Origin of the sequence: Thermodesulfovibrio yellowstonii DSM 11347 (assembly GCF_000020985.1) — a bacterium.
GTDB lineage: Bacteria > Nitrospirota > Thermodesulfovibrionia > Thermodesulfovibrionales > Thermodesulfovibrionaceae > Thermodesulfovibrio > Thermodesulfovibrio yellowstonii.
The window spans coordinates 870,968-894,916 of sequence record NC_011296.1; the positions used below are offsets into that span (position 1 = coordinate 870,968).

Sequence of the window (23,949 nt, forward strand, 5' to 3'; positions counted from 1 at the left end):
ATGGATGGAAGAACAGAAGATGTCTTTAATAGAACATCTTTCAGAACTAAGAAAGAGAATCTTAGTCTGTCTTATAGCCCTAATAATAGCTTTTATATTTACATTTAGCTACTCTGAATATATTTTTAAACTTTTGCTTTTTCCTCTTAATTATACCCCTCAATTTTCACTAAAAGAAGGAATGGTTTTTGTTCCTGACCAGAAGCTTCAAAATACAAAGCTTGTCTTTTTAGGTCCTGCCGAGGCATTCTGGATGAATATGAAGATTGCTCTTGTAACAGGATTTATTCTTACAATTCCTATAATTTTTTATCAACTCTGGCGATTTGTTTCTCCAGGACTTTACGCTCATGAAAAAAAATATGTATTACCATTTGTTTTAACTGCCACAGGTCTTTTTTTAACTGGCGTTGCTTTTTGTTATTTTATAGTGCTTCCTTTCGCAATGGGATTTTTACTTAATTATAAAGTTGGAGATTTTTTAATGCCGATGCTTTCCGTTGGGCTTTACATAGATTTTTTATTAAAATTTCTTCTTGCCTTTGGATTAGTTTTTGAATTGCCAATTTTAATCGTAATTACAACAAGGATGGGGCTTATAACTCCTCAAACATTGAAAAAATATAGAAGACTTGCTATAGTTCTTGCTTTTGTAGTTGCAGCAATTATAACACCTACACCAGATGCTTTCAATCAGACGCTCATGGCAGTTCCGATGATTATACTTTATGAGCTTGGGATATGGGTTTCTATACTGCTAAATAAAAAAGGGAAAAACAGTGGAGGGCAGAACTAAGTCACTTTTAGCTATCGCTTCTGACATCGCAGAAGGATTTATTACAGTAAATCCTTTATTTTTAAAAAAATTTCCAGAAAGAGACCTTAAAGAGCTTCATGATGTATTGATAAAAAAACAAAGACAGATAAGAACAGAGCCTTTTCCATTTAATGAACCTTTACTTATAAGAAAAAGAAATATTAAACTTCAAAGAATTCATCAGGCTATTGTGGTTATTAAAAATTTTATGGAAGGAAAAGTATGAAGATTGCTCTAACAGGGTTTTTTAATTCAGGTAAGACAACTATTTTCAATGCAATAACCTCTCAGAAAATTGAAACTTCTTCATATCCCACTCCTGCTGATGTAGTTCATAGAGGAGTTCTTCAGGTTGATGATCCAAGATTAAGAAAAATAAGTGAAATTGTAAAGCCCCAAAAGACAACATTTGCTCAGGTTGAATGTTTTGATACAGCAGGATTAATAAAAGACAATCCTTCACATAATGCAAAGGTTATAAGAGAAATAATGGATGCTGATGCTCTGATATATATTTTACGTGGCTTTGAAGATTTATCTGTTCCTTATCAATTTAATATGGTTGATCCTCAAAGAGACTTTAATGAACTTGAATACGAGTTTATTATGATTGATTTAGATCTTGTCATTAAACGAATTGAAAGAATGGTTGAACAGAAAAAAAAGGGACAGAAGATAAATGATAAAGAAATGGAAGTTTTAGAATTTTTGAGAGAGCACTTAGAAAATGGTCAACCTTTAAGAAAAATTGTCCTAACAGAAGAACAGATGAAAGAGACAAAACATTTAAATTTTTTAAGTCTTAAGCCTGCTTTCGCTGTTATAAATGCAGATGAAAATTCATTTAATGAGGGGAAATTCAGGGATACAGGTTTTTTAACAATATGCGGCTCCTTAGAGAATGAAATTATACAACTTCCTCAAGAAGAAATTTCTAATTTTCTTAATGCTATGGGCATAGATGAACCTGTTAGTAAAAAGATAATCAGAAAAGCCTATGAAGTTTTAAATTATATATCCTTTTTCACAGCAGGACCTCAGGAAGTGAGAGCATGGAGCATTAAAAAAGGCACAAAGGCTGCGCAAGCAGCAGGCAAAATTCATTCAGATATTCAAAGGGGTTTTATAAGAGCAGAAGTTTTATCTTATGAGGATTTTATTTCAGTTAACGGTGACATTAATCTTGCCAGACAGAAAGGTGTTTTCAGACTTGAAGGAAAAGAATATGAAGTAAAAGATGGAGATGTAATAACATTTAGATTTAAAGTATAAGGAGGGGAATATGGGGTTTTTAAAAGAATTAGACAAAAAAGTAAAGCTTCGCTGGAAAATGATAATTCCTCTTGCCATTGCAATTGCTTTTGGTGTTATTGCAACTGTGTTTGTTACCGGATATGGTGCATACAAGATTGCCTATGATGCATCAATTCATTATGGTGCAAAAGAAGTTCCTCAGGAGATAATGAAAGAAGTAAAAACATTGCAGTTAGTTTTTGCTGTTTTAGGATTATTGGGGATAGTTTCTGCATCAGCTATTGTATATATAACTTATATGGTTACGCATAAACCTCTTAATATTCTTGACAGGACTCTTCATAGAATATCAGAAGGAGACCTAACTGTAAGTGTGGGTTTTAAAGACAGAGTTGATGTAATAGGAAGGCTTGCAAAAAGTATAGACAAGGTTTTACAGACTTTTATTAATCTCACAGATAAATCACTTGAATATTCACAAAGACTTGCTGCTACAGTGGATAAATGTAATAAGGTAATAGATGATACAATTGAAGGAGCTAAAAGACAGTCTCAACAGGCAAATCAGATAGCAACCGCTGCTGAAGAGATGACTCAAACAATTACAGATATTGCAAACAATGCATCAAAAGCATCTGAAACAGCAACTGAAGCAATGGATATAGCGAAAAAAGGACAGGATAATGCTCAGATGGCTGTCCAAAAGGTTAATCTTGTTTATGAAACAACAAATGAGCTTGGTCAGATGATAGATAAATTAAACAGGAGCGCCTCTGAGATTGGAGAGATTGTTACAGTTATAAAAGACATAGCAGATCAGACAAATCTTCTTGCATTGAATGCAGCTATTGAGGCAGCAAGGGCAGGAGAACAGGGTAGAGGCTTTGCAGTTGTTGCTGATGAGGTAAGAAAACTTGCAGAGAGAACAATTAAGGCAACAGAAGAAATAGCAAACAAGATAGGAGTGATTCAAAAAGAAACCAATGAAACTGCTCAGTCAATGAATAGAGAACTTAAAGAGGTTAAAGAAGTTACTGAGTCTGTTAACAGAATTGGCAAAGCATTAGGAGAAATTGTATCATCGGTGATAAAAGTCAAAGATCAGATAACTCAAATTGCTACAGCAGTAGAAGAACAGTCTGCTGCCAGTGAGGAAGTTACAAGAAATATTGAAGAAAGTGCAAAGATAGCTTCTGAGATTGAAAAACTTGCTGGGCTGATTGTAAAGGATTCTTATGATATTCTCCATATTTCATCTGATTTGAGACACACTGCCTCTGTTGTAAAGACAAAGAAAACACAGGAGATGCTTTTTGACATATTCAAAGGAGATCATGAACGGTTAATGGTGAGAATATTTGCTCATATAAGAGGTATAGACAAGCTTGATCCTGAGAGACTTGCAGATTATCATTCTTGCGGAGTGGGTAAGTGGTATTATGGAGAGGAAGGGCAGAAATTTAAAGATTTACCAGGATTTACAGAGTTTGAAGATGTTCACAGATCGTGTCATACAATTGGTAGAGATATAGTAATTGCTCATAATTCAGGTGATCATGAAAAAGTGAAAAAATTATTAGGAGAAATGGAAAAGAACAGTGAAAAGCTTAACAGAATATTAGAGCAGCTAAAGAATGGTTATCTTGCAAGAATAAGCTAAAGAATGCTATTATTAAAAAAGTTTGGAGAGGTGGCCGAGTCGGTCGAAGGCAGCCGCCTGCTAAGCGGTTGTGGGGTCAAAAGCTCCACCCAGGGTTCGAATCCCTGCCTCTCCGTTTTTTTATATAAGAATGAATTCTTACTCAATTATAGAGCAATTTTCTTATCCTGGCTTATTTTTTTTATTAATTCTTGGTGGACTTGGTGTTCCTTTCTTCCCTGAAGACTTAATTCTCATTGCCTGTGGAGTATTAATATCAGTTGGTATTATCAAACCTGTTCCAGCAATTTTAATTTCCTATGCAGGTCTTATTTTATCTGATTTTATGCTTTATTGGGCGGGAAGAAAATTTGGTAGAAAAATAGTGACTAATCAGAGATTTGAAAAAATTTTATCTCCTGCCAAATTTTTGATAATTGAAAAGAAATTTAGAAGACATAGCACACTTATAATGTTACTTGGAAGACTTTTAATTGGTTTTAGAACTCAGGTTTTTTTACTTTCTGGAATTACTAAGGTTTCAATGACAAAATTTTTAGTGATTGATTCATTTGGTTCAGCAGTTGTTCTTTCCATCATGATTACCGCAGGATATCTCGGAGGTAAATTTTTAGAAAGTGTGCAAAAAGGTATGTTGTATATGGAATATATCGTTGGTTTTTTAATTGTGGTTGCTATTATTTTGATTATAATTTATTTGTCTTATAAATACATGACAAAATCAAATAACCATACATCGTGATAAAATTCTTTTTTTTTTGTTAAAATAAGCAAAACTCTTTTTTGAGAGGTGTTTTATGGAAAAGGTAGAAATAAGATGGCATGGAAGGGGAGGGCAGGGAACTGTAACTGCTGCAAAAGTTTTTGCAGATGCCTGCCTGAGTGGTGGTAGATATGTTCAGGCTTTCCCTGAATATGGACCTGAAAGAGCAGGTGCACCCCTTAGGGCATACAACAGAGTAAGTTCTAAAGAATTAAGAATGCACTGTCCTGTCTCTAATCCAGATGTAGTAGTTGTTGTTGATCCAACTCTTATAGAAAGCATTGATGTTACAGAAGGTGCAAAGGATGATGCTAAATTTATAATCAATTCTTCTAAAGAGGCTGCTGAATTAAGAAAAAAACTTAATTTAAAACCAACACAGAAACTTTATGTGCTTGATGCGACAAAAATTGCTATTGACTGTTTTGGTAGACCTATGCCTAACTCACCCATGGTAGGAGCTTTGAATAAAGTAACAGGTTTGGTTAATCTTGAAACACTGCTTGAGGATGTGAAAAAGAGCTTCGGCAAAAAATTTTCACAGAAAATAATTGATGGTAACCTTCTTGCAGTAAAGAGAGGTTACGAGGAGGTGAAAGAAGGATGATAGGATGGAAAAAAATACCACCAGGAATGGTAATACTTGAGCCAGGGAGTGCTCTAAAATTTAAAACAGGTTCATGGAGAGCTTTTAAGCCAAGATGGATAGAGGAAAATTGTATTCAATGTCTTCTTTGCTGGCTTTATTGCCCTGATAATGCAGTAAAGGTTAAAGATGGAAAGAGAGAGGATTTTGATTTTGATTATTGCAAAGGATGTGGAATCTGCGCTCTTGAGTGTCCTGGTAAAAAAGGTAATAAGGCAATTGTAATGGAAGAGGAGGTGAAATAATGACAAAGGTGGTTGCAGTTACAGGAAATGAAGCAGTTGCGAATGCCTTTCGTCAGATAGAACCTGATGTATGCGCAGCCTATCCAATAACACCGCAGACTGAGCTTATGCAGAGATTTGCTGCATTTGTATCTGATGGAAAAGTGAAAACAGAGCTTATTCTTGTTGAAAGTGAACATTCTGCCCTGAGTGCATGCGTTGGAGCTGCTGCAGCAGGTGGAAGAGTTGCAACAGCTACATCTTCTCAAGGATTGGCGCTCATGTGGGAGATTCTTTTTATTGCCTCTGGGTTAAGGCTTCCAATTGTTATGCCTGTTGTAAATAGGGCACTTTCTGCACCGATAAATATTCACTGCGATCATTCTGATGCAATGGGAGCAAGAGATAGTGGATGGATTCAGCTTTGGAGTGAAAATGCCCAAGAAGCCTATGATAACACAATTCAGGCATTCAGAATTGCTGAAGATATGGATATAAGACTTCCAGTAATGGTTTGTTATGACGGTTTTATAATAAGCCATTCAATAGAAAGAATTGAATATCTTGATGATGAAACTGTTAAAAAATTTGTTGGAGAATATAAACCTCTTTATCCTCTCTTAGATATTGATAATCCAAAAAGCTATGGACCGCTTATTCTTACTGATTTATATCATGAGGTAAGAAAAGCTCATTCAGAGGTTTATAAAAATGTTCCAAAAGTTGTACTTAAAGTTGCAAAGGAGTTTGAAAAGATATCAGGTAGAAAATATGGACTTTTTGAAACATACAGGCTTGATGATGCGGAGATAGGAATTGTTATTTTAAATTCCGCAGCAGGAACCACCAAAGATGTAATAGATGAATACAGAGATAGAGGTATAAAGGTTGGACTTCTTAAACCAAGACTTTTTAGACCCTTCCCATATGAAGAAGTAGGTAAAGCCCTTAAACATTTAAAAGCAGTATGTGTTCTTGACAGAGCAGATGCTTTCGGTGGTTCTTTTGGACCTCTTTATCTTGATATTGCAGCCAGTTTATGTAATTATTCTGAAAAGCCCTTACTTATAAACAGAATATACGGTCTTGGTGGAAGAGACTATATGCCAGAGCATGCTTCAGAGGTAATTGAAGAGTTAAAGAAGATTGCAAAAACAGGAAAAATAAAAATTTTAAAAGAATACATTGGAGTGAGGGAGTAAAATGGCAACACCACTTAATTTAAAGGAACTATCTAAAAAAGAATTAAGATTTACATCAGGTCATCGTCTCTGTGCAGGATGTGCAGCACCGACAGTTGTCAAGATGATTCTTCTTGCAGCCTGTGATTATCCTGTTATTGCCGCATCTGCTACAGGATGCCTTGAAGTTTCATCTTGCATATCAACATATACTGCATGGAAGATTCCTTGGATACATAATGCCTTTGAAAATGCTGCTGCAACACTTTCTGGTGTTGAGACAATGTACAGAGCTTTAAAAAAGCAGGGGAAAATTGATAAAGATATTAAATTTATTGCTATATCTGGTGATGGTGGAACTTATGACATAGGATTTCAAAGCCTTTCAGGTGCTATGGAACGGGGACATGACATGCTTTATGTATGTTATGACAATGAAGCATATATGAACACTGGAATTCAACGTTCTGGGGCTACTCCAACTTTTGCAGATACAACAACCTGTCCAGCAGGTTCTGTTATCCCCGGAAAACCTCAACAAAGGAAAGATTTAACAAGAATTATGGCAGCTCATGGACTGCCTTATGTGGCGCAGGCATCACCAAGCCATTGGCCCGATTTAATGAAAAAGGTGAGGAAAGCACTTGAGATACCAGGTCCTAAATTTATCAATGTATTTACACCATGCAATAGAGGTTGGAGAACCAGAACAGATGATGCTATTCTGCTTAGCCGATTAGCAGTTGAAACCTGTTTCTGGCCACTCTATGAAGTGGAAAATGGAGTTATAAAAATAACAGTCAAACCAAAAGAAAAAAAACCTATTGTTGATTTCTTAAAAGCGCAGGGAAGATTTAAACACCTATTTGAACCTGGTAAAGAACATCTCATTGATCAAATTCAGCAGATGATTGATAGAAACTGGGAAAGACTTTTAAAAGAAGAAGAACTGTTCGCTCCTAAGGAAGCCAAATAGAATCTTTCTGGCTCTCTGTAGACTCTACAGAGAGCCATTCTTTTTTTTATCTATTTTTGTTATAATATCAGCTATCACTTTTAAGGGTGGTAAATGGAATCAGATGCTTTAATACACAGATATCTGCCTGTTTTGATAGTAATAATTGTTTCAATTATTATTGGGCTTTCCATGCTTTTTCTTAGTAAATTACTCCGTCCAAAAAGAACTTACACATTAAAGCTAACGCCATATGAATGCGGAATTCCTTCTATGGAAGATACATGGGAAAGATTTAATGTTAAATTTTATATTGTTGCATTAGTTTTTGTTATATTTGATGTTGAAACTATTTTTCTTTATCCTTGGGCAGTTGTATATAAAAAAATTGGACTTTATGGTTTAATAGAAATGTATCTTTTCATTTTTATTCTGCTCATCGGTTATTTCTACGCAATTGGTAAAAATGTTTTTAATTGGAGAAAGGAATGATTCATGTTGTTGATACTGTTACAGAACCTGTAGAGATAGAACAGGGGATTAAAATAGTTCCAGCAGCAAATACGATTATTACAACACTTGATAAAATAGCAAGTTGGGGAAGATGTTCTTCTCTATGGCCCCTTACTTTCGGACTTGCCTGCTGTGCAATTGAAATGATGGCAACAGCTGCATCTCATTATGACCTTGATAGATTTGGAATTATTATGAGAGCTACTCCGAGACAGGCAGATGTAATGATAATTGCAGGAACAGTGACAAAAAAGATGGCTCCTGTTATAGTTAATCTTTATCATCAAATGCCTGAGCCAAGATATGTAATTGCAATGGGAAGTTGCGCCTGTAGCGGTGGAATTTTTAATACTTACAGCACTGTTCAAGGAGTAGATGAGATTTTACCTGTAGATGTTTATATCCCGGGATGCCCACCAAGACCTGAAGCTTTAATAGAGGGATTATTAAAATTGCAAGAAAAAATAAAAACTGAACCTCATAAAAAAACAGGCTGTCTTTCAGGCGTTTGTTTAATTGATAAATCTCAGAGAAGGTGTAGTTATGAATCCTGTAGAGATAATAAAAAGGATTAGAGACAAATTTTCTGACGAAGTTTTATGGTTCATATGCTTTAGAGACGAATGTTCAATTGTTGTAAAAAAAGAAAAAATAAAAGATATTCTTTCACATTTAAAAAATACACCAGAATTGGAGTTTGACTATCTTATTGACCTTACAGCAGTTGATTATCTTGGTTTTAGAGAACCTCGTTTTGATGTTGTTTATCATTTGATGTCAATTAAACATAAACACAGAATAAGAATAAAGGCACAAGTGCCAGAGCAGGGATGTTGTATAGACTCAGTAGCAGATTTATGGGCAACAGCTAACTGGTTTGAAAGAGAGTGTTATGATATGTTTGGAATAGAATTTACAGGACATCCAGACCTTAGAAGAATCCTTATGCCTGAAGATTGGAATGGTTTTCCTTTAAGAAAGGACTATCCAGTTAAAAGCGAACTTGCAGATAAAGAATGGGGGATATACAAGGAACTAAAAGAGAGTGCAAAAGCTTGGAAGGAAAATGCAAAATAAGATTAAAACAGTAAAAGAACTCACTGTCAATATGGGACCACAGCATCCAGCAACGCATGGAGTTCTTCGTCTTGTTCTTGAACTTGAAGGAGAAGTAATAAAAAAATGCATTCCCTATATAGGTTATTTACATAGAGGAGTAGAAAAACTTTCTGAAGATTTAACTTATGTTCAATCTCTTCCTATTACTGACAGAATGGATTATCTTTCAAGTATGGTAAACAATGTAGGATTTTGCGTGGCAGTTGAAAAACTTATGGGAATTCAAATTCCTGAAAGAGCAAAATTTATAAGAACCATAATGGGAGAGATGGCAAGAATATGCAGCCATCTTGTCTGGATTGCTACACATGCTCTTGATATAGGAGCGATGACTGTTTTCCTTTATGCTATGCGAGATAGAGAATATTTGCTTGAATTATTTGAAATGGTAACAGGTGCAAGATTAACAGTTAGTTATCCAAGAGTTGGAGGAGTGAGATGTGATGTAAATAATGAATTTCTTGATAAAACTTATAAATTCATTGAGGAATTTCCCAGAAAAGTTGAAGAGTATGAAACATTAATAGACCGTAATAGAGTATGGTTGAAAAGAACAAAAGGGGTTGGAGTGATTAGTGCTGAAGAAGCTATTAACTGGGGACTTACAGGACCAACCCTCAGAGGTTCAGGAGTTTACTACGATGTTCGTAAGTTTTTTCCTTATGATGCCTATGATAAAGTAGATTTTGAAGTCCCACTTGGTAAAAATGGGGATATTTACGATAGATATAAATGCAGAATGCTTGAGTTCAGACAGTCTGCAAAAATTATAAAACAATGTATTGAAAGACTTCCTGATGGTTCTATTCTTGCTGAAAATGCTTTAAGAATAAGAATGCCAGAGTCTCCTCTAAAGATTGATAAAAAAGATATTATTTTTGATGTGTACATTGAAGATAAGCAAATTCAGGAATTTATTCAGAAATTTACCGAAGTTTATGCTTCTGTTGAAGCACCTCGTGGAGAACTTGGGTTTTATATTGTTTGTGATAATTCTTCAAAGCCTTACAGAATGAGAGTGCGTGCTCCGTCTTTTGTTCATGCAGGAGTATTGCCAAAACTTTGCGAAGGTTCATTAGTTGCAGATGTAATAGCAAATATTGGCTCAATTGACATAGTTTTAGGAGAATGTGATAGGTGATGGACACGATTTATGTTATAGCTGTAGCAATCGTCAAAACAGTGGTTTATTTTGGAATTCTTATGCTTCATGTTGCTTATGCTACTTATGCAGAGAGAAAGATCATAGGGCATATTCAATTAAGGCTTGGTCCTATGGTTGTTGGTCCTCATGGACTGCTTCAACCAATTGCAGATGTTGTAAAACTCATTTTTAAAGAAGATATTATTCCTATAAAAGTGGATAGAATCGTTTTCAGAACAGCTCCGCTTATAAGTTTAACAGCAGCTTTAAGCACTTTTGCCGTGATTCCTGTAGATAAAAACTGGGTTATTGCAGATATAAATGTAGGCTTGCTTTATGTTATTGGTATAGCTGGAATTGGAACATATGGAATTATTTTTTCAGGATGGGCATCAAACTCAAAGTACGCCTTTTTGGGCGGTCTTCGTTCAGCAGCTCAGATGATAAGCTATGAAGTTGCTCTCGGATTAAGTCTTGTAGGAGTTATTCTTATGGCTGAGTCTTTTAACTTAACAGAGATTGTTAACAGGCAGGCAGAACTCTGGTATGGAATGTTTTTATTTCCTCAGATTATTGGATATTTTGTTTTTGTAGTTGCCATGCTCGCAGAAACCAACAGATTACCATTTGACCTTCCTGAAGCAGAAACAGAACTTGTAGCAGGATACTTTGTTGAGTATTCTGGAATAAGATTTTCACTTTTTTATCTTGCTGAATATCTTGCAATGTTTTGTATGTCTGCACTTGCAACAATATGCTTCTGGGGAGGATGGACAGTCCCTCCAATTTTGATAAAGGCTCTACCCTTACTTGGAGTTATTCCAGGTATTGTATGGTTTCTTTTGAAGGTTTACTTTCATATATTTTTATTTTTTTGGCTCAGGGGAACTCTTCCAAGATACAGATATGATCAACTCATGGCAATTGGATGGAAGATTTTAATTCCTTTAGCATTATTGAACATAGTAGTTACTTCAATTTTCAGGTATTATTCGTGAGGTAGCATGAAACTAAACGAAATTATAAATAAGATTTTTCTAATTGAGATATTCAAAGGACTTTTATTAACATTGAAAATGCTTTTTAGCAAACCTGTAACAATTCAGTATCCATTTGAAAGAAGAAAAATTCATGATGGTTTCAGGGGTAGGCATGCTCTTGTAAGAGATCCGTTTACAGATAAGGATAAATGCATAGGATGTATGAGATGTACAACAGTTTGTCCGTCAAGATGCATTTATATTAAAAGAGAAAAAACAGAGAATAAAATGGTTGTAACAGATTATATTATTGATGCTTCAAGGTGTATATTCTGTGCATATTGTGTAGAAGCCTGTCCTGTTTGCGCTTTGGTGTTGACAGAAGATTTTGAATATTCATCGTACACAAGAAATAATTTGATTTTCAATAAAGAACAGTTGCTCAAAAATTGGGATGAGTTTGCCAGTAAATGGACACGTGATGTTTACTTTAATAAATTCTGGCAACCACCGGGAATTGATCCATCAAGATGGCCTAAGACAAAAAGAGAACAAAAGCCGATTCCAATTAAAAGAGTTATTGAGATAAAGAAGGAGGTAGCGGATGAATCCGCTAATTGAACAAGTTTTCTACGTATATTTTTTCATAAGTCTTACTATTTTAAGTATTGCTGTAATTGCTTCTAAGAATATTATTCATAGCGCTTTTTTCCTTCTGATTTTTCTTCTTCATGTGGCAGCAATTTTTCTTTTTTTAAATGCTGAGTTTTTAATGATTATTCAGATTATTGTTTATGTAGGAGGAGTTTTGGCACTGTTTATTTTTGCCATAATGATTATGAATATAAAAGAAGAATTTAGGCATAAAAGATTTGTAAAATTTTCTATTGCAGGATTGATTACAGGTTTTCTATTTCTGGCAGGTTTATATATTTTCTTAGGAACTGTAAAATCACCAGAGAATGTTTTAATTAAATCTGATGTAAATTCATTAGGTAAGCTTTTATATTCTTATTATTTTTTGCCATTTGAAATACTTTCCTTAGTGTTACTGATTGCTATGGTAGGTGGAATTATTATTGCAAAAAAGACCCCATTTGATAGGGAGGGGAAATGATACCTCTTAGCTGGTATTTATTATTGAGCGCTACTTTGTTCAGTATAGGTTTAATTGGTTTTGTAATAAGAAGAGATTTGATTGTAATGCTTATGTGTCTTGAAATAATGTTTAATGCTGTTAATATTGCTTTTGCTTCATTTAGTTATTATAATTCTAATCTTACTGGACAGATTTTTGTTTTATTTTCAATAGCAGTTGCTGCATGTGAAGCTGTTATAGGACTTGCAATTGTTCTCGCTCTTGTTAGAAATACAGGTATCAATCACTCTGATGAGATTGTTAATTTGAGGGGTTAAGATGGAAAAGTACTATATATTAATACTTCTTTTCCCTTTAGCAGGATTTCTTTTTAACATTCTTATAGGTAGATTTATATCACCTAAGGTAGTAAGTTGGGCTGGTGTGCTGTCAATTCTGGGCTCACTGGTTGTAGCATTGTTTGCTATTGCTCAGGTTTTCTCTGGAAAGACTATTGAATACAACATCTATACATGGATTCTCTCTGATGATTTAAAAGTAAGTTTTGGATATCTTATTGACCAGCTTACTGCTGTAATGCTTTTTGTCGTATGTTTTGTTGGATGGCTTATTCATATTTACTCTGTTGGATATATGCATGGAGATCCTGGATATCCAAGATACTTTGCTTATCTTAATCTTTTTGTATTTTCAATGCTTATGCTTGTTATGGGTAATAATCTGGTCATGCTTTATTTCGGATGGGAAGCAGTTGGACTTTGCTCTTATTTTTTGATTGGCTTCTGGTATCATAAAAAGACAGCATCTGATGCAGGCAAAAAAGCTTTTATTGTTAATAGAATAGGAGATTTTGGTTTTGCACTTGGAATATTCCTTCTGTTTATAAATGTATATGCTTTAAACTATACTGATATCTTTCCTAAAATTCCAGGACTTCAGGGGCATACACTAAATATATTTGGCTGGAATATTGATTTAATAACTCTTATAGCGCTTTTACTGTTCTGCGGCGCTGTTGGAAAATCCGCTCAAATTCCTCTACATGTCTGGCTTCCTGATGCAATGGAAGGACCAACACCTGTGAGTGCTCTTATTCATGCAGCTACAATGGTTACTGCTGGGGTGTTTATGGTTGCAAGGCTTAATCCTATTTATGGAATGTCAGAGATAGCACTCGCAGTGGTTGCAATAACAGGTGCTGTGACAAGTTTTTTTGCTGCAACCATAGCACTTGTACAAAGAGATATGAAGAGAATTATCGCATACTCAACAATAAGCCAGATTGGATATATGTTTATTGGTTGTGGAATGGCTGCATATGGTGCAGGCATATTTCATTTGTATACTCATGCTTTCTTTAAGGCTCTTTTGTTTATGGGAGCAGGTAGTGTAATGCACGCAATGGCTGGTGAACTTGATATATACAAAATGGGTGGACTAAGAAAAAAAATGCCTATTACTTATATTACTTTTTTGATAGCCTCTCTTACTATTGCAGGAATTCCTGGATTTTCAGGATTTTTTAGTAAAGATGAGATTTTATGGGCTGCTTTTGCTTCTGCTAAACCCTATGGAAAGTTTATCTGGCTTCTTGGAACAATTACAGCAGCTTTGACTGCTTTTTATACATTTAGAATTTTATTTGTTGCATTTCATGGGAAGTTTAGAGGAACACCAGAGGAGTTTAAACATGTTCATGAGTCACCTCCAATAATGACAGTTCCACTAATAGTCCTTGCAATTGGCTCAGTTATTGTTGGATACTTTTCTATTCCTCATTTTCTTGAACCGGTTATTCCTAAACCTGTGTTTGCCGCACCTCATGAACAGGAAAGAGTTGTAATGACAATGTCAATTATTGCTGGTGTAACTGGAATACTGATTGCCGGATATATATATATTGTAAAATCTACAGTTTCTGCAAGACTTGCAAAAACTTTCTCAGGAGTTTATAAAGTTTTATGGAATAAATACTATGTAGATGAGCTTTACAGTTTTCTCTTTGTAAAACCAACCTTATGGATTGCTGAAAAATTCATAGAGAGATTTGCAGACATAAAAATAATAGAGGGTATTGTTAACGGAATTCCTAAACTTATTTACAAAACAGGTTTATTGATAAGACCTATCCAGACAGGTCAGCTTCAACAGTATGCAATTTTTATGATAGCTGGAATAATTATTTTTGTTTTAATAATTCTCAACATATGAGGTTAAAAAATGCATGAGGAAGTAATAGCCCGAAATAGTAATAATTTTGAGCTTAAAAAGTATCTTCTGATTTCGTTTTTACTTATTATTCTTGTAGGCAGTGTTATTTTAGTATCTGGTATCGCTGCAAATAATTTGTCGTTTCCGATTCTTTCAACTCTTATTTTCTTTCCTGTAGCTGGTGCAGCTCTGATTGCTATAATTCCAAGAGATAAAGAAGAGTTAATAAAATTTTCAGCACTTATAATTTCAATCGTAGAGTTCATTTTTAGCATTCCTCTTTATATATCTTTTAATAAAACTACATCACAAATGCAGTTTAAAGAAGAACATCTGTGGATTCCAGAGTGGGGAATAAAATATTATCTTGGAGTTGATGGAATAAGCATTCTTTTTATTCTGTTAAGTAGTCTTCTTACAATTCTCTGTGTAACGGTTTCATGGAAAGAGATAGATAGGAAGATTAAAGAGTTTTATGCTGCTTTACTTATTACCCATTCTGCAATGATTGGCGTATTTATGAGCCTTGATATTTTCCTCTTTTATATTTTTTGGGAGGCAATGCTTATTCCCATGTATTTAATTATTGGAATATGGGGTGGTCCAAGAAGAATTTATTCAGCTATAAAGTTCTTTTTATATACTTTTATTGGTAGCGTTCTCATGCTTGTTGGGATTCTGGTTCTTTATTTTCATACAGGAACATCAGATATTCTATCACTTATGAAAAATTCATACCCTTATAAAATGCAACTTTGGCTATTTTGGGCTTTCTTTGCAGCCTTTGCAGTTAAAGTGCCTATGTGGCCTGTGCACACCTGGCTTCCAGATGCACACACTGAAGCTCCAACAGCAGGAAGTGTAATACTCGCAGGAGTTCTCATTAAAATGGGAGCCTATGGATTTCTGAGATTTAATCTTCCAATGTTTCCAGAGGCAACTCTTGCAATGAAGCCTTTTATGATGATTCTTTCAGTTATAGCAATTATATATGGTGCTTTAATATGTTTGATACAGAAAGATCTTAAGCGTCTTATTGCCTATAGCTCTGTAAGCCATATGGGATTTGTAACACTTGGAATTTTTGCTTTAAACCAGCAGGGAATACAGGGTGGGATTATTCAGATGCTTAATCATGGAGTTGTTACAGGGGCGTTATTTTTATGTATTGGAATTGTTTATCAGAGAACCCATACGCGCCAGATTGCTCATTATGGAGGAGTAGCTACAGTTATGCCTGCATATTCAGCATTCTTTATGATTTTTACACTTGCTTCAATTGGGCTTCCTGGAACAAATGGATTTATTGGTGAGTTTTTGATACTTCTTGGCACTTTTAAAGCATGGAAACTTATGTGCATTCTGGCAGCTACTGCCTTAATAATTGGAGCAGCTTACATGTTATGGCTATATCAGAGAGTTTTCTTTGAAAAAACAAATCCAGAATTTTTACAGCATATACATGGATATAGTGATTTGAATTCAAGAGAGATTGTTACACTGCTTCCTCTTGTTTTGGTTGTGCTCTGGATCGGTTTTTATCCAAATGCTTTATTAAGCTTTATGGATGTCTCTGTGAAAGAGCTTATTAACCATGTAACACAGTCTGTGGGGGCAATGAAATGAATATATCTCAGATTCCTTTGCAAGTTGAAGCTCTAATACCTGAGATAACTCTTACAGGTTTTGCATCATTGATTTTGCTTGCTGGATTATTGAAACTAAAAAATGAAGTTTTAGTATGGAGTTCTGTTTTATTTTTAGTCATTTTTGCATTTTTTATTCCTTCTTTTGAAGGTGAGGCTTTCAATGGAATGTTTTTGAATGACTTCTTAACAATATATCTGAAACTTATTATAATTATCGGAACTATCATATCTTTGCTTGTTTTAACTTCATATTTGAAAGAAAAATTAATCCGGTTTAATGAAAGTATAGCTTTTATTCTCTTTTCTGCACTTGGTATGATGCTACTTGTCTCCGCAAGAGAGTTAATTAGCTTTTTTTTATCATTTGAACTCATGTCTTTAAGTATATATGTGTTAGTCGGAATTAGAAGATATGACGTAAAGTCAAATGAAGCCGCAGTTAAATATTTCATGCTCGGTGGATTTTCTTCAGCAATTATGCTTTTTGGAATTGCTTTTATTTATGGAGCAACAAATACAACAGAACTTTCTTTAATTTTAAAAGTTATTTCAAATTACAATCCATTGATTCTTATAGGACTTGGACTTTTTATAGTTGGACTTTGTTTCAAAATAGCTCTTGTACCATTTCATATGTGGGCTCCTGATGTGTATGAGGGAGCACCAACGCCTGTAACTGCTTTCATATCTACTTTGCCAAAAGTGGCAATTCTCGGTGCTTTTGGTAGGGTTTTAGTTGAAATTTTTAGAGATTACTATATTGACTGGAGCAATTTTCTTATCGTGCTTTCTATTGCTACAATGGCAACTGGAAATTTCTTCGCTCTTATACAGAAAAACATAAAAAGAATGCTTGCCTATTCAAGCATAGCCCATGCAGGCTATATAATAATTGGAGTGATCGTAGGAACCCAGTCAGGTTTTAATTCAGTAGTTGCTTATATGTTTATTTATACATTAATGAATATCGGCGCCTTTGCAATGGTTATTGCTTTTAATGAAGAGAGTATTGAAAATTACAAAGGACTTCATAAATTTCATCCTGCCCTTGCTATAGCGATGTTAATATTTATGTTTTCTCTTACAGGCGTTCCACCCACAGCAGGATTTATTGTTAAATTCAACATATTCCTTCAGGCAGTTAAAGCAGGCTTTACATGGCTTGTAGTTATTGCTGTGATTTTTACTGTTATATCTGCTTACTACTATTTGAGAATCGTAATGTATATGTATATGAAAGAGCCTGTGAAATTACCTGAACCAATTTATTCAAGAGAACTTGAAGTTGCTATTTTAATTTGCACTATAGGTGTTACCTTCTTGGGTATCCTTCCATTGTTTTTGATTTAAATGCTAAATTATTGACAAATTCTTTCTTTTTTTATTATTTTAGTAAGTGCTTACATGCTGACAATTTAACAGGGGGTAAAATGAATATATTTAAAGCTTTTTTATTATTTATATGTTTTTTCTTGCTTTGTTCTTGTTCTAAATCATCTCAACAAAAACAGCCACCTCCTGTGCCAGTTGTTGTTACTCAATCAGTGGTTAAGGATGTGCCAATTCAGATTACAGCAATCGGAAATGTAGAGGCATACTCTTCAGTTGTAATTAAATCAAGGGTTGAGGGACAACTAATCAGAACAAATTTTAAAGAAGGTGATGAGGTTAAAAAAGGTCAACTTCTTTTTGTGATTGATCCCAGACCATTTGAAGAAGCAGTAAGGCAGGCTGAGGCGAATCTTTTAAGAGACAAAGCTCAACTTGAGTTTGCAAAAGCTGACCTTGAAAGATATGATGAACTTGTAAAGGAAGAACTTGTTTCAAGACAACAGTATGAGAAAATTAGAACCACCTATGAATCTCTAAAAGCTACTGTTAAAGCTGATGAAGCAATACTTAACAATGCAAGACTTCAATTAAATTATTGTTATATTTATTCACCAATTGATGGTAAAATTGGTTCTTTACTTGTACATCCAGGTAATATGATAAAGGCAAATGACACTCAGATTGCGACAATAAATCAGATAATTCCAATATATGTTCGTTTTTCAGTGCCTGAGCAAGAGCTTTTCAGAATTAAAAAAGCAATGTCCCAGGGATCGCTTAAAACTGAAGCAATTGTAAAGGGAGTTGATGCAAACTATTCTAAAGAGGGTAGAGTTGTATTTATTGACAATGCTGTTGACACAGCAACTGGTACAGTTAAGCTTAAAGCTGAATTTGCAAATAGGGATAAAATTCTCTGGCCAGGGCAGTTTGTGAATGTTGTTTTAACTCTTGGAGTTAAAGATAAGGCAATAGTAATTCCCTATAGAGCTCTTCAGACAGGACAGAAAGGTCAGTATGTTTATGTAGTTAAAGAAGACAAAACCGCTGAGATAAGAGAAGTTCAGCCAGGATTAAGGTTTGGTGATGAAGTTACAATAGAAAAAGGATTAAATTCTGGAGAAACAATTGTTGTTGATGGTCAACTAAGACTCATTCCTGGAGCAAGGGTGGAGATTAAAAAGTAAAATGAACTTCTCCCAGATTTTTATCCAACGTCCTGTAATGACAACTCTTTTAATGTTGGCTATAATTGTTTTCGGATTAGTAGGATACCGTTATCTGCCTATTGCAGAACTTCCAAATGTTGATTTTCCGACCATACTTGTTACAGCAAATTTACCTGGTGCTTCACCAGAAACAATGGCATCAGCTGTTGCAACTCCGCTTGAAAGGGAGTTTTCAACAATTTCAGGATTAAAATCAATGAACTCTATTAATGCAAAGGGAGTAACTCAGATAACTCTTGAGTTTGACTTAAACAGAGATATAGATGCAGCAGCGCAAGATGTTCAAACCGCTATTTCAAGAGCATCAAGACAGCTACCTTCAAACATGCCAACTCCTCCTACTTATAACAAAGTTAATCCTGCTGATATGCCAATTCTCTATTTTGCAATTACTTCTCCAACGATGCCTCTTTACAGACTTCATGAATATGCTGATACACTTTTAGCGCAGAATATCTCTATGGTAAATGGAGTAGCACAGGTTCAGATATTCGGAGCTCAAAAATATGCTGTTAGAGTGAGAATTGACCCTAATTTGATAGCAAGTAAAGGGATTGGGATTGATGAAGTTGAGCAGGCAATTAAAAAAGGAAATGTAGAACTTCCCACAGGTACACTTTATGGTAATTATCAGGCATTTACTATAGAAGCAACAGGACAACTTTTTAATGCATCTCATTATAATGAACTTATTATAGCAAGTAAAGAAGGCTCTCCTGTAAAAATTAAAGATATTGGAGAGGCTGTTGATAGCGTTGAAAATGATAAACTTGCTGCATGGTATGGAAGTGGTGGAAAACTTCAAAGAGCAATGGTTCTTGCAATATACAGACAACCTGGAACAAATACTGTTGAAGTAGCAGATAATGTTAAAAAGAAAGTAGATGAACTTAAAAGACAGATACCGGCAAGTGTTTCTTTGAATCTTCTTTATGACCGTTCCCAATCAATAAGAGAGTCTGTAAGAGATGTACAGTTTACATTGTTATTTACAGTTTTTCTGGTAGTGCTTGTTATTTTTCTCTTTTTAAGAAGACTTTCAGCCACAGTGATTCCTTCTGTTGCTTTACCAATCTCAATAATTGGAACATTTGCTGTTATGTATCTTCTTGGATATAGTCTTGACAATCTCTCTCTTATGGCACTTACTCTTTCAATTGGTTTTCTGGTTGACGATGCTATTGTTATGCTTGAAAATATTGTCCGACATATTGAAAAAGGAGAAAAACCTTTTCAAGCAGCTTTAAATGGTTCAAAGGAAATATGGTTTACGATTCTTTCCATGACTCTTTCACTTGTTGCTGTTTTCATCCCTGTGCTTTTCATGGGTGGAATTGTGGGAAGACTTTTTAAAGAGTTCGCTGTAACAATATCTGTTGCTATACTTATTTCAGGATTAGTCTCTCTTACGCTTACTCCAATGATGTGTAGCAGATTTCTGAGAGTTCAAAATCAAAAACATGGTAAGCTTTATATGGCTTTAGAAAAAGGATTTGAATGGATGATAAATGTTTATAAAATTAGCTTGAGCTGGTCTTTGAAGCATCATAAGTTAATGATGATCGGTTCTGGTGTAATTTTAATAATTACAGCTTACATATTTGTAAAAATACCAGCAGGTTTTCTACCAAGTGAAGATAAAAGTCAAATTTTTGTTATGACAGAAGCATCGGAAGACATATCTTTTGATGAGATGGTAAGACATCAACTTCAGCTGGCAGATCTTATATTAAAGGAATCAGCTGTTAAGGACTTTATGACTTCTGTTGGTCCTAGTACAGCTTCTCCTGCTCCAAATGTTGCAAGAATGTTCATGCATTTAAAACCTATTTCTGAAAGGCCACATGTAGATAAATTGATTAATCAGCTTAGACCAAAGCTGAATTCCATACCAGGACTTAAAGTATATCCTCAAAATCCTCCTACAATTAGAATAGGTGGAACACTTACAAAAGCTCTTTATCAGTTTACTCTTTCAGGAAGCAATCTTGAAGAGCTTTATTACTATGCACAGGTCTTAGAAAGTAAAATGAAACAGATTCCTATAATTCAAGATGTTTCATCAAATCTACAGATAAAGACTCCACAGTTAAATATAGAAATTGACAGAGCCAAAGCTGAATCTATTGGAGTTACAGCAGAGCAGATAGAAAATGCTCTATGGGGTGCTTTCGGAAGCAAATGGATTTCAACAATTTATGCTCCTAACAATCAGTACGAAGTTATTCTTGAGCTTAAGCCAGAATATCAAAAAGACCCTTCAGCGCTTTCAATGCTTTATATACGTTCTTCAAAGGGAGAGCTTGTTCCTCTTAATTCTGTTGCAACAGTATCACAAAGTATCGGTCCATTAACTGTAAATCATACAGGGCAACTTCCTTCTGTTACAATATCTTTCAATCTTAAACCTGATATTTCTCTTGGTGAAGCTTTAAGTGAGATTCAAAAAGTTGCAAAAGCAACTTTACCGGACACTATAATGACAAGCTTTCAGGGCGCAGCTCAGGCTTTTAAAGAGTCTTTTCAGGGATTGTGGTTTTTACTTATTGTAGCAGTTTTTGTTGTTTATATAGTTTTAGGAATTCTTTATGAAAGTTTTATTCATCCTATAACAATTCTTTCAGCGCTTCCTTTTGCTGGTTTTGGAGCATTGGTGACTTTACTGGTATTTGGAGTTGAATTAAATATTTATTCCTTTGTAGGAATAATAATGCTCATTGGACTTGTAAAGAAAAATGGTATTATGATGATAGATTTCGCGCTTCATGCCCAGCGAAATGAAAATATGAAAGCTCATGAAGCAATTTATAATGCCTGTCTTATAAGATTTCGTCCTATTATGATGACAACAATGGCAGCACTTTTTGGAGCTTTACCAATTGCTCTTGGAATCGGAGCAGGTGGAGAGGTTCGTCAACCACTTGGACTTGCAGTTGTAGGTGGTTTGCTATTTTCACAAATGCTTACACTTTTTGTAACGCCAGTTTTTTATCTTTATATGGATAGACTTCAAAACTGGCTTTCAAGAAAAAAACATTTGTGATATAATTTGATTAAAAGACTGTTAAGGGAGGTATTTTATGGAACTTAAAGCAATAAAAGTTGAAATTCCTGAAGGATGCAATATAATACTTGGGCAAACTCATTTCATAAAGACTGCTGAAGATCTTTATGAGATTTTAGCAACTCATATACCACATGCAAAGTTTGCAATTGCCTTTACAGAGGCTTCAGGACCATGCCTTATTCGTTCTGAAGGAAATGATGAAGAGTTAAGGCAAATATGCATTAAAAACCTTCAAAACATAGGTGCAGGGCATGTTTTCTGCATTCTCATGAAAGGAGCATTTCCCATAAGTGTATTGAATGCCATCAAAATGTGTCAGGAAGTATGTAACATTTATTGCGCCACAGCGAATCCTCTTGAAGTAATAGTAGCAGAAACTGAGCTTGGCAGGGGAATTTTAGGAGTAATTGACGGTTTTTCACCTAAAGGAGTTGAAAAAGAAGAAGACCGTCAGCATAGAAAAGAGTTTCTTAGAAAAATTAACTATAAACTTTAAGGTAGTCCCATCCCCTCTAAAGGAGTCCCGCAGTTTAAACAGCGAGATTCCTTTATGTTTATTTTATTAATGAAAAATCCAAATCTTTCAATAACAATATTTTTACAATTTGGGCAGTAACTGTTTTCTCCTCCTTCTCCTGGAATATTTCCTGTATAAACAAATTTTAATCCTTCCTTGAGTCCTATTTCTCTCGCTTTTCTTAAAGTTTCAACAGGAGTTCTTGGTTTGTCTAAAAGCTGATATGTTGGATAAAACTGAGTTACATGCCATGGAATTGCAGGATCAATTGATACAAGAAACTGAGCTGTTTTTCTTAAAAAATCTTCAGAATCATTTAATTCTGGAATAATTAAAGTAGTCACCTCAACCCAAACATCAAGTTCTTTTAATAGTTTGATATTTTCCATTACAGGCTCAACTCTTGCTCCACATATTTTTTTGTAAAAATCATCATCCCCTTTTAAATCAACATTGATTGCATCAAGATATGGTGCAATGAATCTTAAAGCCTCCTTTGACATATAACCGTTGCTTACAAAAACATTTTTTATTCCTTCTTTGTGAGCAAGAACCATACAATCATAGGCAAACTCAATGAATATCGTGGGTTCAGTATAAGTATAGGATATACTCTTACATCCACTTGCTCTTGCTTCCTTTACAACATCTTCTGGAGTAAAATCTTCACCTGGAATGTCTTTATAAAGCTTTGGATATTGTGAAATTGCGTAGTTTTGGCAATGCAGACACCGAAAATTGCATCCTACAGTGGAGATTGAATAAGAAACTGAACCAGGATAGAAATGGAAAAGAGGTTTCTTTTCAATTGGGTCAATGTGATAAGCAATTATTTTCCCGTAAACAAGACTATAAAGTATTCCTTCTCTATTTTCTCTTACTCCACAAATTCCCCGAGCATCAGGAGAGATTATGCAATGATGATTACATAAACCGCATTTTAGTTTACCATCAGAAAGCTTTTCATAAAATAAAGCTTCTTTCACGATTTTTTACTCCTACCTTTAGATTTAGGTTTAGCTCCTTTTTTACTTCCTCTTTTTCTTTTGGGTTTTTCTTCTGCCTCAGGTTCACAACACCCGGATATTTCTTCACTTTCATATTTTGCTAAAACAATTCTCTCTGCCTCAAGCCAGTTATCAAGGTCTCTTCCTGGAATGCATCCACTTTTTACATAAAGTTCATAGGCAACCTGTCTTATTTCTTCTTCAATTTTTTCTCTGTTAATCATTTTTACTCCTCCTGACTATTTTTTAAGACCATTTAAAAAATTACAATCCCTTGACAACTGAAAGATTGTAAGCCTATTTATTTCCAATTATTTCAGTTTATCATCCATTTTTTTATAATGACTTTCCAAGTTTAGATTCTTCTTAAGGAGATATTGGACGTGATTTTCAGATACAACTCTACTTGAAGATAAGAAATAACAACTTGAAATTCTTTCTTTACTAAATAGTCTCATTATTTTAAAGTATATCAAAAAAATCAAATTTTTGCATAAAATCCACTTGTTAAGGTTTATATTGATTTTTTGTGAGTTATTAAAAAATCCTCAAGTTAAAATTTTTATTTTTGTGGTATAATCA

At 34.5% G+C, this 23,949-nt stretch carries 25 protein-coding genes and 1 tRNA gene; 24 read left to right on the forward strand and 2 right to left on the reverse strand.

The genetic code is table 11. The annotated features are described in order from the left end of the window. Positions 1 to 4 precede the first annotated feature (4 nt). From tatC to THEYE_RS04565, 24 genes are all read left to right on the forward strand, one after another. Complete coding sequence (gene tatC / locus THEYE_RS04450; protein WP_012545000.1) at positions 5 to 796, forward strand: twin-arginine translocase subunit TatC; 792 nt, start codon at positions 5 to 7, stop codon at positions 794 to 796. Next, positions 780 to 1,043 carry a hypothetical protein gene (locus tag THEYE_RS04455; RefSeq protein WP_012546054.1) on the forward strand — a complete coding sequence of 88 codons (264 nt, stop codon included), beginning with the start codon at positions 780 to 782 and terminating at the stop codon, positions 1,041 to 1,043. Before tatC ends, THEYE_RS04455 begins: the two co-directional genes overlap by 17 nt. After that, complete coding sequence (locus THEYE_RS04460; RefSeq protein ID WP_012545743.1) at positions 1,040 to 2,089, forward strand: DUF933 domain-containing protein; 1,050 nt, start codon at positions 1,040 to 1,042, stop codon at positions 2,087 to 2,089. The genes THEYE_RS04455 and THEYE_RS04460 overlap by 4 nt, the downstream gene beginning before the upstream one ends. Positions 2,090 to 2,099: 10 nt before the next feature. Then, the gene (locus THEYE_RS04465) at positions 2,100 to 3,731 is read left to right on the forward strand and encodes a methyl-accepting chemotaxis protein (protein WP_012546778.1); all 1,632 of its coding nucleotides are present in this window, start codon (positions 2,100 to 2,102) and stop codon (positions 3,729 to 3,731) included. A gap of 24 nt (positions 3,732 to 3,755) precedes the next feature. Next, a tRNA-Ser gene (locus THEYE_RS04470) sits at positions 3,756 to 3,846 on the forward strand. A 15-nt stretch (positions 3,847 to 3,861) separates the two neighbouring features. After that, entirely contained in the window at positions 3,862 to 4,473 is a 612-nt protein-coding gene (locus THEYE_RS04475) for a DedA family protein (RefSeq protein WP_012546773.1), read from the forward strand. Between the two features lie 55 nt (positions 4,474 to 4,528). Further along, a complete protein-coding gene (locus tag THEYE_RS04480; protein ID WP_012545865.1) occupies positions 4,529 to 5,101 on the forward strand; it encodes a 2-oxoacid:acceptor oxidoreductase family protein in 573 nt (190 codons plus the stop codon). Then, on the forward strand, positions 5,098 to 5,385 hold the full coding sequence (locus tag THEYE_RS04485; protein ID WP_012546290.1) for a 4Fe-4S binding protein: 288 nt from the start codon (positions 5,098 to 5,100) through the stop codon (positions 5,383 to 5,385). The genes THEYE_RS04480 and THEYE_RS04485 overlap by 4 nt, the downstream gene beginning before the upstream one ends. Continuing rightward, on the forward strand, positions 5,385 to 6,566 hold the full coding sequence (gene porA / locus THEYE_RS04490) for a 2-ketoisovalerate ferredoxin oxidoreductase subunit alpha (protein WP_012545720.1): 1,182 nt from the start codon (positions 5,385 to 5,387) through the stop codon (positions 6,564 to 6,566). The genes THEYE_RS04485 and porA overlap by 1 nt, the downstream gene beginning before the upstream one ends. A gap of 1 nt (position 6,567) precedes the next feature. Next, positions 6,568 to 7,521 (forward strand): thiamine pyrophosphate-dependent enzyme, encoded by a 954-nt coding sequence (locus THEYE_RS04495; protein ID WP_012545618.1) that lies wholly within the window; start codon positions 6,568 to 6,570, stop codon positions 7,519 to 7,521. Between the two features lie 93 nt (positions 7,522 to 7,614). Beyond that, positions 7,615 to 7,992 carry an NADH-quinone oxidoreductase subunit A gene (locus tag THEYE_RS04500; protein ID WP_012545945.1) on the forward strand — a complete coding sequence of 126 codons (378 nt, stop codon included), beginning with the start codon at positions 7,615 to 7,617 and terminating at the stop codon, positions 7,990 to 7,992. After that, positions 7,989 to 8,588: an NADH-quinone oxidoreductase subunit B gene (locus THEYE_RS04505; RefSeq protein ID WP_012545406.1), complete on the forward strand. Its 600-nt coding sequence runs from the start codon at positions 7,989 to 7,991 to the stop codon at positions 8,586 to 8,588. Before THEYE_RS04500 ends, THEYE_RS04505 begins: the two co-directional genes overlap by 4 nt. Next, entirely contained in the window at positions 8,557 to 9,090 is a 534-nt protein-coding gene (locus THEYE_RS04510; protein ID WP_012546766.1) for an NADH-quinone oxidoreductase subunit C, read from the forward strand. Before THEYE_RS04505 ends, THEYE_RS04510 begins: the two co-directional genes overlap by 32 nt. Further along, on the forward strand, positions 9,080 to 10,273 hold the full coding sequence (gene nuoD / locus THEYE_RS04515; RefSeq protein WP_012545955.1) for an NADH dehydrogenase (quinone) subunit D: 1,194 nt from the start codon (positions 9,080 to 9,082) through the stop codon (positions 10,271 to 10,273). Before THEYE_RS04510 ends, nuoD begins: the two co-directional genes overlap by 11 nt. Next, positions 10,273 to 11,274, forward strand: coding sequence for an NADH-quinone oxidoreductase subunit NuoH (nuoH, locus tag THEYE_RS04520; protein WP_012546488.1), 1,002 nt, complete (start codon positions 10,273 to 10,275; stop codon positions 11,272 to 11,274). The genes nuoD and nuoH overlap by 1 nt, the downstream gene beginning before the upstream one ends. A 6-nt stretch (positions 11,275 to 11,280) precedes the next feature. Continuing rightward, positions 11,281 to 11,877: a NuoI/complex I 23 kDa subunit family protein gene (locus THEYE_RS04525; RefSeq protein ID WP_012545900.1), complete on the forward strand. Its 597-nt coding sequence runs from the start codon at positions 11,281 to 11,283 to the stop codon at positions 11,875 to 11,877. Beyond that, on the forward strand, positions 11,861 to 12,373 hold the full coding sequence (locus tag THEYE_RS04530) for an NADH-quinone oxidoreductase subunit J family protein (RefSeq protein ID WP_012546128.1): 513 nt from the start codon (positions 11,861 to 11,863) through the stop codon (positions 12,371 to 12,373). Before THEYE_RS04525 ends, THEYE_RS04530 begins: the two co-directional genes overlap by 17 nt. Next, positions 12,370 to 12,672, forward strand: coding sequence for an NADH-quinone oxidoreductase subunit NuoK (gene nuoK, locus THEYE_RS04535; protein ID WP_012546809.1), 303 nt, complete (start codon positions 12,370 to 12,372; stop codon positions 12,670 to 12,672). The genes THEYE_RS04530 and nuoK overlap by 4 nt, the downstream gene beginning before the upstream one ends. A 1-nt stretch (position 12,673) precedes the next feature. Then, on the forward strand, positions 12,674 to 14,566 hold the full coding sequence (nuoL, locus tag THEYE_RS04540; protein WP_012546379.1) for an NADH-quinone oxidoreductase subunit L: 1,893 nt from the start codon (positions 12,674 to 12,676) through the stop codon (positions 14,564 to 14,566). Between the two features lie 9 nt (positions 14,567 to 14,575). Further along, positions 14,576 to 16,192: an NADH-quinone oxidoreductase subunit M gene (locus THEYE_RS04545; RefSeq protein ID WP_012545185.1), complete on the forward strand. Its 1,617-nt coding sequence runs from the start codon at positions 14,576 to 14,578 to the stop codon at positions 16,190 to 16,192. After that, positions 16,189 to 17,565 (forward strand): NADH-quinone oxidoreductase subunit N, encoded by a 1,377-nt coding sequence (locus tag THEYE_RS04550; protein ID WP_012545829.1) that lies wholly within the window; start codon positions 16,189 to 16,191, stop codon positions 17,563 to 17,565. Before THEYE_RS04545 ends, THEYE_RS04550 begins: the two co-directional genes overlap by 4 nt. 80 nt (positions 17,566 to 17,645) lie before the next feature. Continuing rightward, complete coding sequence (locus THEYE_RS04555; protein ID WP_012546440.1) at positions 17,646 to 18,734, forward strand: efflux RND transporter periplasmic adaptor subunit; 1,089 nt, start codon at positions 17,646 to 17,648, stop codon at positions 18,732 to 18,734. Position 18,735: 1 nt separating this feature from the next. Continuing rightward, complete coding sequence (locus THEYE_RS04560) at positions 18,736 to 21,819, forward strand: efflux RND transporter permease subunit (RefSeq protein ID WP_012544954.1); 3,084 nt, start codon at positions 18,736 to 18,738, stop codon at positions 21,817 to 21,819. A 37-nt stretch (positions 21,820 to 21,856) separates the two neighbouring features. After that, positions 21,857 to 22,339 (forward strand): adenosine-specific kinase, encoded by a 483-nt coding sequence (locus THEYE_RS04565; RefSeq protein ID WP_012545207.1) that lies wholly within the window; start codon positions 21,857 to 21,859, stop codon positions 22,337 to 22,339. On the opposite strand, the gene amrS is transcribed toward THEYE_RS04565, so the two are convergent. Further along, positions 22,336 to 23,346, reverse strand: coding sequence for an AmmeMemoRadiSam system radical SAM enzyme (gene amrS / locus THEYE_RS04570; protein WP_012546747.1), 1,011 nt, complete (start codon positions 23,344 to 23,346; stop codon positions 22,336 to 22,338). The two genes, THEYE_RS04565 and amrS, sit on opposite strands and share 4 nt — an antisense overlap. Continuing rightward, on the reverse strand, positions 23,343 to 23,591 hold the full coding sequence (locus THEYE_RS04575; protein ID WP_012545990.1) for a DUF2934 domain-containing protein: 249 nt from the start codon (positions 23,589 to 23,591) through the stop codon (positions 23,343 to 23,345). The genes amrS and THEYE_RS04575 overlap by 4 nt, the downstream gene beginning before the upstream one ends. Positions 23,592 to 23,949 lie beyond the last annotated feature (358 nt).